Annotated in this window: 13 protein-coding genes and 2 pseudogenes; 9 read left to right on the top strand and 6 right to left on the bottom strand. The window is 65.3% G+C overall.

From position 1 onward, the window contains the following. Positions 1–4 precede the first annotated feature (4 nt). The 7 genes from LV476_RS00985 to LV476_RS00955 all read left to right on the top strand — a co-directional run bounded on the left by LV476_RS00985 (position 5) and on the right by LV476_RS00955 (position 9,953). Complete coding sequence (locus LV476_RS00985; protein ID WP_250072425.1) at positions 5–2,356, top strand: nitric oxide reductase activation protein NorD; 2,352 nt, start codon at positions 5–7, stop codon at positions 2,354–2,356. Between the two features lie 152 nt (positions 2,357–2,508). Then, entirely contained in the window at positions 2,509–4,191 is a 1,683-nt protein-coding gene (locus LV476_RS00980) for an NADH-quinone oxidoreductase subunit 5 family protein (RefSeq protein WP_250072423.1), read from the top strand. Between the two features lies 1 nt (position 4,192). After that, complete coding sequence (locus tag LV476_RS00975) at positions 4,193–4,939, top strand: hypothetical protein (protein ID WP_250072421.1); 747 nt, start codon at positions 4,193–4,195, stop codon at positions 4,937–4,939. Positions 4,940–4,943: 4 nt separating this feature from the next. Further along, a complete protein-coding gene (locus LV476_RS00970) occupies positions 4,944–8,087 on the top strand; it encodes a DUF2309 domain-containing protein (RefSeq protein ID WP_250072419.1) in 3,144 nt (1,047 codons plus the stop codon). Further along, the gene (locus LV476_RS00965) at positions 8,084–8,410 is read left to right on the top strand and encodes a P-II family nitrogen regulator (protein WP_058575608.1); all 327 of its coding nucleotides are present in this window, start codon (positions 8,084–8,086) and stop codon (positions 8,408–8,410) included. The genes LV476_RS00970 and LV476_RS00965 overlap by 4 nt, the downstream gene beginning before the upstream one ends. Positions 8,411–8,488: 78 nt before the next feature. After that, positions 8,489–9,328, top strand: coding sequence for a CbbQ/NirQ/NorQ/GpvN family protein (locus LV476_RS00960; protein ID WP_250072417.1), 840 nt, complete (start codon positions 8,489–8,491; stop codon positions 9,326–9,328). Positions 9,329–9,587: 259 nt separating this feature from the next. Next, on the top strand, positions 9,588–9,953 hold the full coding sequence (locus LV476_RS00955) for a hypothetical protein (protein WP_250072415.1): 366 nt from the start codon (positions 9,588–9,590) through the stop codon (positions 9,951–9,953). A 54-nt stretch (positions 9,954–10,007) separates the two neighbouring features. Here the strand turns inward: LV476_RS00955 and LV476_RS00950 are convergent, their stop codons facing one another. Then, positions 10,008–10,373, bottom strand: a complete 366-nt coding sequence (locus LV476_RS00950) for a GNAT family N-acetyltransferase (RefSeq protein WP_250072413.1) — start codon at positions 10,371–10,373, stop codon at positions 10,008–10,010. Further along, a complete protein-coding gene (locus LV476_RS00945) occupies positions 10,370–10,588 on the bottom strand; it encodes a hypothetical protein (RefSeq protein ID WP_250072411.1) in 219 nt (72 codons plus the stop codon). Before LV476_RS00945 ends, LV476_RS00950 begins: the two co-directional genes overlap by 4 nt. 125 nt (positions 10,589–10,713) lie before the next feature. Here LV476_RS00945 and LV476_RS00940 point away from each other — a divergent pair. Next, positions 10,714–10,878, top strand: a pseudogene (locus LV476_RS00940) (CbbQ/NirQ/NorQ domain-containing protein); the annotation flags it as partial. 78 nt (positions 10,879–10,956) lie between these two features. Here the strand turns inward: LV476_RS00940 and LV476_RS00935 are convergent. The 4 genes and pseudogenes from LV476_RS00935 to LV476_RS00925 all read right to left on the bottom strand — a co-directional run bounded on the left by LV476_RS00935 (position 10,957) and on the right by LV476_RS00925 (position 14,195). Continuing rightward, entirely contained in the window at positions 10,957–11,253 is a 297-nt protein-coding gene (locus tag LV476_RS00935) for a hypothetical protein (RefSeq protein ID WP_250072409.1), read from the bottom strand. 40 nt (positions 11,254–11,293) lie between these two features. After that, positions 11,294–11,620: pseudogene (locus LV476_RS11290) on the bottom strand (class I SAM-dependent methyltransferase); the annotation flags it as partial. Between the two features lie 24 nt (positions 11,621–11,644). Beyond that, positions 11,645–12,652, bottom strand: coding sequence for a carbon-nitrogen hydrolase family protein (locus tag LV476_RS00930; RefSeq protein WP_250072407.1), 1,008 nt, complete (start codon positions 12,650–12,652; stop codon positions 11,645–11,647). Positions 12,653–12,830: 178 nt separating this feature from the next. Further along, positions 12,831–14,195: a DEAD/DEAH box helicase gene (locus LV476_RS00925; protein WP_434062828.1), complete on the bottom strand. Its 1,365-nt coding sequence runs from the start codon at positions 14,193–14,195 to the stop codon at positions 12,831–12,833. 294 nt (positions 14,196–14,489) lie between these two features. On the opposite strand from LV476_RS00925, the gene LV476_RS00920 reads away from it, so the two are divergent. Then, on the top strand, positions 14,490–15,071 hold the full coding sequence (locus LV476_RS00920; RefSeq protein ID WP_250072397.1) for a DUF2058 family protein: 582 nt from the start codon (positions 14,490–14,492) through the stop codon (positions 15,069–15,071). Positions 15,072–15,132: the final 61 nt, after the last annotated feature.

The raw sequence follows: 15,132 nt of genomic DNA, 5'->3' as shown, positions 1-15,132 counted from the left end.
CCCGATGAGCAGTGCACGGCTAGAAGACCAGGAACGCCTGGACGAGCTGGGTGAAAAGGCGCGTGAGATCCTCGAGATCAACTGGGTGGACGCCACCCGGGTGTTCTCGCCGCGCGCGCTGGACGCCTATCTCGAGGGCGCGATCAGCCTGCAATCGCTCGGCCGTGGCGAGGAGCTGGTGCTCGCCTACATCGAGGCCACACCGCAGGTGGCAAGGGAATTGGGGACCGATACCGCCTTCGAGCTGCTCTCGATGGCGATCAAGATGTTCTCCAAGACCAGTGGCGCGGTCCTCGTCCTGTTGTTCTCGACCGCCCCGGTGGCCGCGAACCGACTGGGTGAGGCCTCGCTGTTCCACCAGTACATCTCGTTGGTCAACTACATCCTGGCGCAGGCGCCCCGTGCCCTGCGCCCCATGCTCGGTCAACTCGACCACCTGCTCGAGGTGCTGACCCTCGGCGGCCTGCGCCGCTGGGCCACCTGGGGCATCAATGCACACCGCAACGACTTCGACGCACTGGAGGCCTACTTCAGCCTCTCCAGCCCCGAAGCCGAGGCCGTGTTGCAGAAAGAGCGCCGCGGCACCCTGTTCGTCGACGTGCAGCGCCGCCTGGTGATGTACCTGCGGGCATTATGGGCGCGCAACTTCCTGCTGCGTCCCACCTCCGGTGACTTCGAAAGCCGCGAGGGCTACCGGCCGTTCATCGAGGGCCCGTTCATCAACCTGCCCGATGCCTTCGACGACTACGTCGACCGCGACGATTCCTCCGTGGACGGCGTCAATCTCTACCGTGCCTCGGCCGCCCACGCCGCGGCGCACATGATCTACTCGGGTTTCGACGCCGAGTCGGAAGATGCCTCCAAGCTCCAGCAGAGCTTCATCGGCCTGATGGAAGACGCGCGCGTCGAAATCCTCGCCGGCCAGGACTTCCCCGGTCTCGAGCCGCTGTGGGCGCGCATCAGCCGGATCGCGGTGAACCGCCACGAGGAGACCGACCCCGACCGGGTCGGCCCGCTGCTCGACCGTATCGCGCTGGCCCTGCTCGATCCCGACTACGTCGATAACCATCCGCTGGTCGTCGAGGCCCGCGAGGCCCTGATGACGATTCAGGAAGACCTCGAGAACTACGAGCGCGTCCGCACCGCCGGCCTGGCACTCGCGGAGCGCGCCGAGGCACTGGGCCTGAGCTTCAGCCCCAGCCAGGACGTGCCGAGCATCCCCTACCGCGACGACAACCGCTTTCTGTTCGAGAAGCCGGAATCGGCGATGGAAATCCAGCGCGAGGGCAGCACCGACGACAAGCGTCGCTACGTCTCGCTGATGGAAATGCTCAACGAGCTCGACGTCGAATACATCTCGGCCGAAGACGCCGACGAGGTCTGGGTGCTGGGCACCGAGCTCTACGACAACCACGGCCGCAAGTACTCGGACATCTTCGCCGAGGACCGCACGCTCTCGCCGGTGCACTACCCCGAATGGGACTACATGACCCAGCTCGAGCGTCCGCTGTGGACCACGATCAACGAGAAGCGGCCCCAGGACGGCGATCCGGAGGAAATCGACGCGATTCTCGATCGGCACAAGCCGCTGGTGCGCCGCCTCAAGTACTTGATCGAGGGCATCCAGCCGCAGGGCGTGGTCCGCGAGAAGAAGGTCGAGGACGGCGACCAGATCGACCTCAACGCGGCGGTCAACGCGATGATCGACATCCGCATGGGCGAGACGCCGGACCCGCGCATCAACATCCGCACCCGGCTGCAGGTCCGCGACCTGTCAGTAATGCTGCTGATCGACCTGTCCGAGTCGACCAACGACATCATCGGCCGCGGCGACGAGGAGACCACGGTGCTCGACCTCTCGAGGGAGGCCGCTGCCCTGCTCGCCGACGCCATCCATCGCGTCGGCGACCCGTTCGCCATCCACGGCTTCGATTCCAACGGCCGGCACGATGTCGAGTACTACCGCTTCAAGGACTTCGGCGAACCGTACACGGACAAGGCCAAGGCGCGCCTCGCCGGCATGACCGGCCAGCTGTCGACCCGCATGGGTGCGGCACTGCGCCACGCCGGCTCGCAGCTATACCGCCGGCCCAGTCAGCGCAAGCTGGTACTGCTGCTGACCGACGGCGAGCCCTCGGACAACGACGTGCGCGATCCGCAGTACCTGCGCCACGACACCAAGAAGGCGGTCGAGGAGCTCCACCGCCAGGGCATCGAGACGTTCTGCGTCACGCTCGACCCGAATGCGGACCAGTACGTCTCGCGCGTGTTCGGTCCGAAGAACTACATGGTCCTCGACCACGTCTCACGGTTGCCGGAGAAGCTCCCGGCGCTGTATCTGTCGATGACGCGCTGATTCGGCGGGCGGGTCACACCGCCCCGCCGACGGGCGCAGCGTGGCAACTGCAGGAGGCCCGATAAGGCTCGCGCAGGCCCGATGATCGACAGGCGAAAACGAGATTTTTTTGCAGCGAGCTGGCCCCGGCCGGCGAAAGATGGAGTAAGGACATGGTCAAACTGCAATGGCTGATCCCGTTATTGCCGGTGATATCCGCCCTGCTGGTGCATTTGCTGGCCGGCCGGATCGGCAAGCGGGTCGCCCAGTTGAGCGTGGGCATGGGGGTCGTCACCTTCCTCGTTGCCCTCTGGCAGATCGTGGTCTATATCGCGAGCGACCAGGGCCCGAGCTGGTTGGGCATCGGCGCGAGCTGGGGCAGTGTCTACCTCGACCCGCTCAGCGCGATCATGGCGCTGGTGGTCGCGGGCTTCAGCCTGATCGTGCACATCTACTCCGTGCGCTACATGGCTGAAGAGCCGGGCTACGCGCGCTTCTTCATGCTGCTCGACCTGATGACGGCGTCGATCCTGCTGTTCGTCACGGCAGGCGACCTGATCACGCTGCTGATCGCCTGGCACCTCGTCAGCGTGATGATGTACTTCCTGCTCGGCCAGAACACCGAATCGCGGCCGGGCGAGCGCTACGCCTTCTGGACCTTCCTCACCTACCGCATCGGCGACCTGCCGCTGGTCCTGGCGGCCGTGCTGCTGTTCCAGGCCTATGGGGCACTGGACTTCCCGACGCTCTTTGATCGCCTGATGGCCGACCCCCACACTGAGGTACTCGGCATGCCGGCGGCGATCACGGCGGCCGGGCTGATCGCCGTCTCGGCCTTCGCCAAGTCCGCCCAGTTCCCGCTGCACACCTGGCTGCCCTACACCATGGACGGCCCGACGCCGGTCTCGGCACTGATGCACGCGGGCATCGTCAACGCCGGCGGCATCATCATCAACCGCTTCGCTCCGGCGTTCGTCAACGCCGACGGCGTGCTGCACCTGCTGTTCGTGGTCGGCCTGCTCACCGCGGTGATCGGCTCGGTGCTGATGCTCACCCAGAACGACATCAAGAAGTCACTCGGCTACTCCACCATGGGCCAGATGGGCTTCATGATCATGGAGTGCGGCGTAGGGGCTTTCTCGCTGGCCGTGTTCCACCTGATCGCCCACGGCATGTTCAAGGCGACCATGTTCCTCAGCTCGGGTGACCTGATCGGCGATGCGCGTCGTCACGACGACGTACCGCAGAACCCGCTGTACACCTTCCTGGTCGACCGCAAGACCGGCAAGCCGACGCGCCTACCGTGGCTGGCCATCGGGCTGGTCACCTTGATCGTGCCGCTGGTGATCCTGCTGCTGGCGCACTGGGCGGTCTCGCCGGACTTCTTCCAGAAACAGGGCGCGATCGTGCTGCTGTTCTTCGGCTGGATCACCGGCGTGCAGGTGCTGTTCGCCACCCACCGCCTGGATGCGACCAACCCGGTGCGCATGATGCTGATGATCCTGCTGTCGTTCGCCCTGATCGTGATCGGCTACAGCATCATCGGTCACACCTTCGAGACCTTCCTGTACCCGGATGCGGCCTTCCGCGAGGCGCTCTATCACGCCGCGGGCCTCGATGCGGTCACCTTCGACGGCCTAGTGATCCTGCTGGGGCTGATCGTGCTGGTCGGCTGGATCGGCAGCTATCTCGCCAGCCGCGAGGAATCGCTGTTCGGCAACCGCTTCACCGAACTGCGACTGACGCTCTACTCCCTGATCTCGCGCGAGCTGTACATCGCCGACCTGTACGAGCGTCTGAGCCAGGCCCTGCTCGAGGGCTCCAAGCGCATCAATGTCTGGATGAGGTGGCGCTGATATGAACACGCTGTTGCTGTTGCTGGCAGGCTTCTTCCTGCCCCTGTTCCCCCTGAGCATGGCCTTCAACTGGCTGCTCGGACGGTTCAGCCACCCCGTCATCCGCGTGGCGCTCATCCTCGTCTGGCCGCAGATCGGCGTGCTGCTGGTGCTGGCCGCCGGCGTGCCGCTGAGCGGGAGCGTCTTCCTCTGGTGGGGCCTGATTACCGCAGTCTTCTACGCCTGGCGACTGCTGACGGTGCGCGAGCTGGGCCAGTGGGCGGCCATGCTGGCCACCTCGGCCTTCGCGCTGACCTGGGTGATGGCCGCCAACGGCGCGTGGGTGGTTGACCTGCACGCCTCCGTGATCGGCTTCGCCGTGGCCCCGGCCCTGCTGGTCGTGGTCGCCATGCTGCTTGAACGTCGCCTGGGTGCCGCCTACTCCGGCTTGGTCACCGGCATGGCGCGCGACATCCCGCGGCTGGCTGGCCTGATCACGGTGGTGTTGCTGGCCGCGATGGCGCTGCCGATCTCCCCCGGCTTCTTCGTCATGCTCACCATGCTGTTCGGCAGCGACCCGGCGCCCGTGATCGTGGCGCTGCTGACCTGGCTCTTGTGGAGCTGGGCCGGTACCCGGCTGCTGCGGGACACGGTGTTCGGTCCGCGTAACGACAAGAACATCGCCGACCTGCCCGTCGCCCAGGCATGGGCCTTCGCCGGCGTGATCGTCGCCGCGGTCGTGTTGAACCTGATCTGGACAGGAGTCTGACGCCATGAGCCGACTGACGCTGGGCCACCGCCTAAAAATCCGTTCCATGGTTCACATGGCCGCCGAACCGATCCCGTTCTTCTGGCCGATGCGGACCTTCATCCACCACAATCCGCTGCATGGTCTCGAGCACATGCCGTTCGAGGAAGGCGTGCGCCAGGGCGAGCGGCTATTCCACGGCCGGGCGTTCCTGCCGCGCAAGGACTACCAGCGTTATCACGCCGAGGGCAAGGTCGACGACGCCACCCTCGGTGACGACATCCAGCGCTTCCTGGCCGAGCGCGAGGCCATCGGCGACCTCGATCTCCACGGCATGCTGCAGACGCTGCTGTGCAATACGCCGGAGACCGTCGGCGAGCGGCTCGACCTAGCGGATGCCGAAGACATCAAGTGCGCGATCGACGGCGAGGCGACGCCCTGCGGCGAGACGACCGCCGACATCGACGCGCTCCAGGAACGCCTCGCGGCACAGTTCCCGCCCGAGCGGCCGCTTTACGAGTCCATCGACCTGCTGTTCGGCACCGAGATCGGCACCACGCTCGACGAGCTGGTGATCAAGAGCTGCCTGGACTTCTTCGACGAAGGCCAGTCGACCCTGCAGATGCCGGGCCGGGAGCATGGTTTCTTCACTGCATGGAGCGCGCTGGCCAAGCGCAACCTCCGCCTGTTCCTGCGCGGCCTGCACATCAAGAAGATCCTCGCGCAGGACACCTCCGCCGAGGGCGTTATCGCCTACGTCCTCGGGGAACTGGGCATCGAGGAGTCCCACTGGGACGGCCTGATCACCCGCGAGCTGACCCGCCTGCACGGCTGGGCCGGCTTCATCCGCTGGCGCTCGTCGGCCAGTCGCTACCACTGGTCGCAGACCTACCCGGCCGACCTGATCGACTTCCTGGCCATCCGGCTGGTGCTGGGGCTGGCGCTGATCCGCGAGCACGCCCGTCGCAAGCGCCTGCCCGCCACCTACCCGGATCTGGCGGCCTATCTCGAGCAGCACACCGCCGAGTGCTACCTGCGCCAGGCCTACCACGGCGGCACCGTCCGGCCGGAGTGGGCCCATCGTGTCGACGACGCCCTGGCGCACAAGCACCCTGGCCACATCAACCGCCTGCTGCCCGAGTACCTGCACGACGAGCGGATCGCCGAGGCACGCCGGCAGGCCGACCGCCTGCTGTCGCTGGCCGAGGCCGCCGGGCAGACCGAGGCGCTCAAGGCGCTGGATGCCGACCAGATCGACACCCTGCTCGCCCTGCTCGACGAGTTCGAGGATGGCGAGGGCATGATGTGGCTGCGCGCCATGGAGGCGGTCTACCGCAAATCGGTCCTCAACGAGATCAAGCTGCTGCCGCCGGCCAAGCGCGAAAAGCGTCCGTTCGCCCAGGCGCTGTTCTGCATCGACGTGCGCTCCGAGCGCATCCGTCGCCAGCTCGAGCACGTCGGCGACTACCAGACCTTCGGCATTGCCGGCTTCTTCGGCGTGCCGGTCAGCTTCATCGGCCTGGGCAAGGGCACCGAGCTGGATCTCTGTCCGGTGCAGATCACACCCAAGAACGTGGTGCTGGAAGTCCCCACCGGCGCGACGCAGATCGAGACCGACTTCTACTCCTCGGCCAGCCACGTGCTGCACGACGTGAAGAGCTCGGTGCTCTCGCCGTACTTCACCGTCGAGGCGATCGGCCTGCTGTTCGGCTTCGACATGATCGGCAAGACCGTCGCGCCGCGCGTCTACGACCGCTGGCGCAACCGCATCGAGCCCAAGGGCGCCTCGACCCGTCTGCTGATCGACAAGCTCTCGCGCGAGCAGGCCGACTCGATCGTCCGCTCGCTGCAGCGGGTGACGATCGTGCAGGCCATCGGCCAGCAGCTCGGCATCGACCGAGACGCGATCACCGACTCGATGATCCGCGAGCTGCGCGAGATCGCGATGGGCAACAAGGAGGGCACCTCCGAGTTCGCCCGCCAGTTCGCCCTGAGCCCGGCGGCCGAGGCCGAGTTCATCGAGACGCTGCGCGACGAGTACCGCATCAACCCGTCGTTCGTCTCCATGCAGATGGAGCGGCTGGGCAAGATCGGCTTCTCCACCGACGAGCAGGTCTATTTCGTCGGCCAGGCGCTGCGGATGATGGGGATGAACGAGAACTTCTCGCGCTTCGTCATCCTCGCCGGTCACGCCAGCCAGTCGGACAACAACCCCTACGAGTCCGCACTCGACTGCGGTGCCTGCGGCGGCGGCCACGGGCTGGTCTCGGCGCGCGTGCTCGCGCAGATGGCGAACAAGTCCGAGGTGCGCCGCCGCCTCGCCGAACAGGACATCCACATCCCGGATGACACCTGGTTCGTCCCGGCGCAGCACAACACCACCTCGGACGAGATCGCCCTGCACGATCTGGATCTCCTGCCGACCAGCCACCTGGTCTACATGGAACGACTGCGCAACGGCCTGCGTGCCGCGAGCCGACTCTGTGCCGCCGAGCGCCTGCCGACGCTGGAGGAGAACGTCGACCCGGACCTCGACACCACCACCGCGTTCCGTCACATCCAGCGCAACACCAGCGACTGGACCCAGGTACGCCCCGAGTGGGGTCTGGCGCGCAACGCGGCGGTGGTCGTCGGTGGCCGCCATCTGACCGAGGACATGGACCTCGACGGCCGCAGCTTCCTGCTGTCGTACGACTACAAGCTCGACCCCAAGGGCCGCCTGCTCGATACCATCCTCTCCGGTCCGTTGATCATCGGCGAGTGGATCAACCTCGAGCACTACTTCTCCGCCGTCGACAACGAAGGCTTCGGCAGCGGTTCCAAGGCCTATCACAACGTCGCCGGGCGCTTCGGCGTGATGAGCGGCAACCTGTCCGACATCCGCACCGGGCTGCCCTCGCAGACGGTGCTCAAGGACGGTCGCCCCTACCACGAGCCGCTGCGCTTGCTGGTGATCGTCGAGGCGCCGGTACCGCACGTGCTCGCCGCCGCCGGGCGCGTGCCCAAGGCGCTGAGCCTGATCGTCAACGGCTGGGTCAACGTGGTGGTCGCCGACCCCGAATCCGGCCATCTGCATTACTTCGACCGCGGTGACTGGATCGATCTGGGGCCGGCGCCCCAGCGCGCCAAGCAACTGGAATCCAACGACGCAGAGGAGAGCCCTGCATGAGCAATCTCAAACTCAACCCGCTGAAGAAGCTCGAGATCATCATCGAGGGCGAGCACCAGGAATTCGCCACCGACCTCCTCGACCGTGCCGACGTCAAGGGTTACACCATCGTGGGTAACCTGTCCGGCAAGGGCAGCCAGGGCTTCCACGAAGGCCACCTGATGTTCAACGAGGACGAGGTGCTGATCATGATCATCGCCGCCGTCCCCGAAGAACTGGTCGAGCCGCTGCTCGAAGGTTTCGCCCCGTTCTTCGACAAACACAGCGGCGTGGTCTTCGTCTCCGACATCCAGGTCAGCCGTCTGGTTAAGTTCAAGGGCTGATCGCGGTAGGATTGCGTCCCAACGGAACATTGCAATCGGGGCGCCACCCGATACCCCCTACAGAATCGAGAGTGCAACATGTTGTTTGATCAGAGCCCCCAGCAAGGGACCAACAGTGCGGATGCGGACCAGTACCGCATCCAGACCGAGCCCTACTACCGCCCGGTCCACGACGAGGTCGACCTCTACGAGGCCGCCTACAAGGCCCGCATGCCGATGATGCTCAAGGGCCCCACCGGCTCGGGCAAGACCCGCTTCATCGAGTACATGGCCTGGAAGCTGCAGCGTCCGCTGATCAGCGTGGCCTGTAACGAGGACATGACCGCCTCGGATCTCGTCGGCCGCTACCTGCTCGACAAGGACGGTACGCGCTGGCAGGACGGCCCGCTGACCACCGCCGCCCGCATGGGCGCGATCTGCTACCTCGATGAAGTGGTCGAGGCGCGCCAGGACACCACGGTCGTCATCCACCCGCTGACCGACCACCGTCGCGTTCTGCCGCTGGAGAAGAAGGGCGAACTGGTCGAGGCACACCCCGACTTCCAGATCGTCATCTCCTACAACCCGGGCTACCAGAACCTGATGAAAGATCTGAAGCAGTCGACCAAGCAGCGTTTCGGCGCACTCGACTTCGACTATCCGGACCCGGATACCGAGACCGAGATCCTCGTCCACGAGACGGGCGTCGACCGCGACACGGCCGGCAAGCTGGTCGAGATCGCCCAGCGCGCGCGCAACCTCAAGGGCCACGGCCTCGACGAGGGCGTCTCCACCCGTCTGCTGGTCTACGCGGGCAACCTGATCTCGAAGGGCATCGACCCGCGCGCCGCCTGCTCCATGACCCTGGTCCGTCCGATCACCGACGACCCAGACATGCGCGACACCCTCGACTCGGCAGTCAGCGCGTTCTTCTCGTAACGAGAAACGCCAACCCGAACGACAAACGCCCAGCCAATTGGCTGGGCGTTTTGCTTTTGGGGCCGATGTTTACCGGCACCGGGTCGGCCTGTGCCGTCCGCTACCCGCTCTAGAGTCGTGAAAATCCCCGAGCGCACATCTACATTCCCATATGCGAGATGTGGATCTCGTGGCATAAAACCCGCCTGTCGGCCTGGAGGCTGCCATGGAGACTATCGAGTCTTTCGAAAGGGGGGTGGCCGTTCGTCGAGAACGCAGGTTGCTGGCTGCTGACATCTACAACAACGCACGGCTACTGTTCGCTCACGCGAACAGGAACTGTCTGTTCATACCCATCTGCCGGGCCCAGTATCTGGCAGTCATGGACGAAAACGAGATCATCTTTGTCGACGACCTCGGCGAACGACGTATCGAACTGGCCTGGCGCCAACTGCGCCCTCAGGCGCGCCATTCACTCTTCGATCCGGTCCCGTACATCCTCGAGATCTACCTACCTCGCGGTCTACGGACCGTCCAGTACCTGCAGAGCGACTTCGCCGCGGCCCTGTACCAACTCCAGCAGCGCAAGAAGCGCACCCAGGGTGCCGGCAAGGCCGAAGTCAGGACGCTGCGCCAGCGGCAGTAACGTACCGCGGCTCATGGCCGTTCCAGCACGACGTCGGCCGCAGCCGTAGCAGTATCAGCGGACCCGCTTCGTCAGCAGCACAATGTCACCGGTGTACGGGTGGCTCGGATGCGGAACCACGCGACGCCTCGCCTGCTCCGCATAACCAAGCCGGCGATAAAGACGCAGCGCGCCCTCGTTCTGCTCGAACACCTCGATGCTCGCGAGATAACAGCCGGCCTCGACCGCCCAACCATCGACGATGCCCATCAGATGCGTCCCCACGCCCATGCCACGGAAGTCCGGATAGGTCGCCAGCATGTTGATATAGAAGCTCGACGGCACGCACTGCTCGAGCTCGATCAGCGGGCGGATGAACTCGGGCATGTCATCAAGGCTCTCCGCGTGTTCGGCATCCGGCAGCCGGTAGGCGAGGATCATGCCGGCGACACGATCATCGATGATGGCAAGGCGCGGGCATTGCGGTAGGAGAAGTTCTCGGTCTCCGAGCAGGCATTGCGCGTACCCACCTCCAGGATCTCCTCCCCGGGGCTCACCGACTGCTGCCAGAAATACGCCGGTATGCCCTCGCCCGCCATCAGGGCGAGCTCGGCCACCGCCCGGCAATCAGCCCTAGTCGCGCTGCGTATCTTCATGGATGTCGCCCCCTCGGGCACCATCCGGCCCTGCTGCGACTATAGGCAACTCTGGACGCGTTTCCCGTCGTTGGCGCCATCGTCAACGTCACCCCGACGGGGTTCGATCAGGCACGTTTCGTTGACTCGACGACAACGTCTCCGCCGGTCTTCTGGTCTACGTTCGCAGCCCGATCGCCAAGGGCGTCGACCCGCGCGCCGCCTACTCCATGACCCTGCTCCGTCCGATCACCGACGACCCGGACATGCGCGACACCCTCGACTCGGCAGTCAGCGCGTTCTTCTCGTAACGAGAAAGGCCCGCCGGACCGACAAACGCCCAGCCAATCGGCTGGGCGTTTTGCTTTGTGCCGGGCAATAGCGTCAGCTCAGGCCGGGCGCTCGTACACCGCGAAGAAATGCGGCACCGGCGGGTCCTGGTGGTCGTCGTAGGCATCGAACTCGCGCTCGACCAGCCCCGCACGGCGATAGCCGTCGATCTCGTCGCGGTCCAGCGGAACCGGGAACGCCAGCGAATGGTCGTCCGGCTCCCGGCTGCGGCATGACACCAGCACCACGCCGCCCGGCGCGGCCAGCTCGGCGATCGCCTCGATCGACTGGCTGCGCTGAGGCTCGGCGAGGATCTGGGTGGTATTGCACTCGTACACCAGATCGAAGCCCCTCACCCAGGCAGGCTCCGGGTCGAAGAGATCCCCCCACCCGGTAATCCACCGGGCTGTCCGGGAAGCGCTGCCAACACATCTCGACGGCCGTGGGCGAGATATCGAATGCCGTGACGGCATAGCCGGCCTGTGCCAGCCGTTCCGCGTCGTCCCCGAGCCCGCAGCCCACCGTGACGGCCCGCTTGCCCGCCGCAGCGGCCTGCTCCTCCAGCCAGGCGACTAGCATCGGATTGGGCGCGAGGTCGTCCCAGTAGATGCCGTTAACGTCGCCCTCGGCCCCTCGATAGAACTCCTCGAACCAGCCGTTCGGGACGCCCTGCTCCGCGTAGGACTCGGACAGGCGGATGGTCTTGTCTTTGGTGAATTTCATTGCTCACGAATTCCTCGCCAAAGGTCAGCCACGCGCCTGCGTGGAATCGGCATGGCCGCCGGGTAGCACAACGCGTTCTTCGACACGCCCACTAATCGCCACGGCACGCGCTCTTCTTCGAGGATTCGTGGCATATGATTTCTCGCCCCATCTCTGGCTCATTGGCCAAGTAAAGGCATACCAGGGAACGGGTACACTCCAGATTTTTCCGTATTTCCTGGGGCGGAAACCCTTGGCCTGTCCGTTTTTTCCTCCGACAGAGACATCGGAGACGATAACGCCCTCTTCATCACCCAGCTCTTTTTTGACCGTCCCATCCGCGTCCACGATGCACGACAGGCCGGGGAAGCTGCTTCTCAGGTCAGGCAGGTGTCCTGGAAGCTCTGTTCTCAACAGCCCGACCTGGTCCGCCATTACCATCGGCACGCCAAGCGTTCGAGAATGGATGGAACGCATGTTCAGGAGCATCGCATCGAATCGCTTGATATCACCGGGGATAAAGGCTCTGGGCCGCAACGCGGCGAAAGGCGCCAACACCAGATCGATGTGCGCTTCCTGAAGGAATGAAATCCGATCGAACAACAGATTCTCGTAGCAGATCGCCACGCCGATCCGACCAATTGCCGTTTCAATGACGTGCCGGTCATTACCCGCCGTGTAAAAATACGACTCCACGGAAGCCGGTGGCTCCTTGCGTACGCGCCCCAACAACTCCCCCGCGGGGTTTGCAAGCACGAAAGCGTTGTAGAAGTCCTCTCCTTCCGCCTCCAGGAAACTGAAACCCAGATAAATCCCGAACCGCCGTGCAGTACGTAATAGCCAGCCGACCACCTCTCCGCTGATGGTTTCAGCCGTGTCCCAAATGGCTTCGACCAACATGTAACCGTTCGGCATCAGCTCCGGCAACAGGACAAGCGACGCCCCCTGATCCGCCGCCTGACGAACCAGTTCCTCGGCATGATCCAGGTTGTGATTAACCCTGCCGGGCAAACACTTCATCTGTATCGCACCAACTCTGATGGTCATCGGCATTACCAGGCGCCTCGGGTTTGCCACCAACCGAGAATAGACCCCCATACATCGTCCGAATCCCTGGGGCTGCACAGAGACGCTGTCTATGAACGACCATCGGCTGAAACGAAAAACGCCCGGCACATGGCCGGGCGTTCGTGTTTCTGGGTGCGATCAGCCGAAGCCGACGAACTAGGCTTTAGCGGTTACCGCTACGCCCACCGCCACCACGACGACCACCGTTGCCACGACCGCCACCCGGGCGACCACCGCCGCCGGGGCCGCGACCCTGACCGCCACCGCGTCCACCGCGGGGACCACCTCGTCCGCCACCGCCAGGACGGCCACCGCCGCCGCGACGGCCACCGCCATTGCGGCCGTTCGGGATCGGCTCGGGCTTGGCGTTCGGGTCCGGCTCGAAGCCGGGCATGACGTGGCGGGTGAGCTTCTGCTTGGTCAGGCGCTCGATGTCGGCCAGCAGCTTGTGCTCGTCGACGCAGACCAGGGATACCGCCTCGCCGGACTCGCCCGCGCGGCCGGTACGGCCGATGCGGTGGACGTAGTCCTCGGCGACATTGGGCAGCTCGAAGTTGACCACGTAGGGCAGCTGGGCGATGTCGATGCCGCGCGCGGCGATGTCGGTGGCCGCCAGCACGCGGATGGAACCGTTCTTGAACGATTCCAGCGCCTTGGTGCGGGCCGACTGGCTCTTGTTGCCGTGGATCGCCATCGCCGGGATGTCGCGCTTGGATAGGTACTCGGCCAGACGGTTGGCGCCGTGCTTGGTGCGGGTGAACACCAGTACCTGGTGCCAGTCCTCGGTGATCAGGAGCTCCGCCAGCAGCTCGCGCTTCTTGTCGCGGTCGACCTCGTAGACCGACTGGCTGACCGCCTCGACGGTGGTGTTGCGCGGCGTGACCGAGATCTCCTCCGGGTTGTCCAGCAGGCCTTGCGCAAGCTTGCGGATGTCGTCGGAGAAGGTGGCCGAGAACAGCAGGTTCTGGCGCTTCTCCGGGACGATCTTTAGCACCTTCTTGATGTCGTGGATGAAGCCCATGTCGAGCATGCGGTCGGCTTCGTCCAGTACCAGGATCTCGACCTGCGACAGGTCGACGGTGCCCTGGCCGTGGTGGTCGAGCAGGCGGCCCGGCGTGGCGACGAGGATGTCGACGCCACGCTTGAGCTTGTCGATCTGCGGGTTGATGCCCACTCCGCCGAACATGACCATCGATTTCAGCGGCAGGTGGTGGCCGTAGTCGAGCACGCTCTGCTCGACCTGGGCGGCCAGCTCGCGGGTCGGGGTGAGGATCAGCGCGCGTACCGGGCGCTTGCCACCCTTATGGCCGCCTTCCGGGTGCGTCGCCATCAGGCGCTCGAGCAGCGGCAGGGTAAAGCCGGCGGTCTTGCCGGTACCGGTCTGCGCGGCAGCGAGCAGGTCGCCGCCGGAGAGGACTGCCGGGATGGCCTTGGCCTGGATCGGGGTGGGCTTGGTGTAGCCGCGCTCTTCGATGGCGCGCTGGATGTCCGGGCGAAGGCCCAGTTCAGAGAACAACATAGAGATGATTTTCCTTGGGAGACGCTCGGCGCATGGAGGCCATGGCAATCATGGCGTCTCGAATGGCATGGCGTTTCCCGTCACACGGTCCCGGGGAGGGAACGCACGCCAGTCGGCAAGGAAAACGCGGGGTTTGAGGGCATGTCGTCGACACGCCGTCAGGACTTGGCTCGGCAGGACTGGTCTATCCGAGGCGCGCAGGATAGCACCTTTGCGCAATTGCCATCGGAAAATCTCCCGGTCGGGCCGGCCGGCCAAGCTGGTAGACTCGCCGATTCCCCATCCACACGAACATGGCGCACGATGAGCAAGGGATCTCTTCAGGATCAGCTTCTCCAGGCCGGCCTGGGCCAGAAGGGCAACAAGGGCGGCAAGAAAGGCGGAAAGAAAGGCGGAAAGAAAGGCAAGCAGAAGTCCGCCTGGGGCCGGGTGAGCCGGCACGATCAGGACGCGAACACCAAGCCGCCGAAAGAGATCGAGGCGGCCAAGAAGGCGGCTGCCGAGAAGCTCGAGCGCGAGCGCCAGCAGGCCCGCGAGGCCGGCGCTCGCAAGCGCGAGGACGAGCAGCGCCGCGCCCAGCGCGCCGAGATCCGCCAGTTGATCCTCGACCACGCCGAGAAGCTGCCGAGCCACGGCGAGCCGTTCCACTTCGCCGACGACGGCCGCGTGCGGAGCCTGCCGGTCAACCCGCGCCTGCGCCGGGGACTCGCCACCCGCAAGCTGCGCCTGGCGGTGTGGGAAAAGCGCTATCACATCGTCTCCGCGCAGACGGCCGAGAAGATCGGCCAGCGCGATCCCGCCTTCCTGGTCGCCCTGCCCTCCGGCGGCGAGATCCGCGACGAGGCCTACGCCGAGTTCGCGGTGCCGGACGACCTGGTCTGGTAATCCACTGCCCCGTTCGGGACACCGCTTCCTGCCAGCACGCGCCGGGCAGACTACTCTCCCG

Source organism: Guyparkeria hydrothermalis, from assembly GCF_023555385.1.
Lineage (GTDB): Bacteria > Pseudomonadota > Gammaproteobacteria > Halothiobacillales > Halothiobacillaceae > Guyparkeria > Guyparkeria hydrothermalis_A.
The sequence above is the reverse complement of the archived record's forward strand: the minus strand, read 5'-3'. Positions and strand labels throughout refer to the sequence as shown.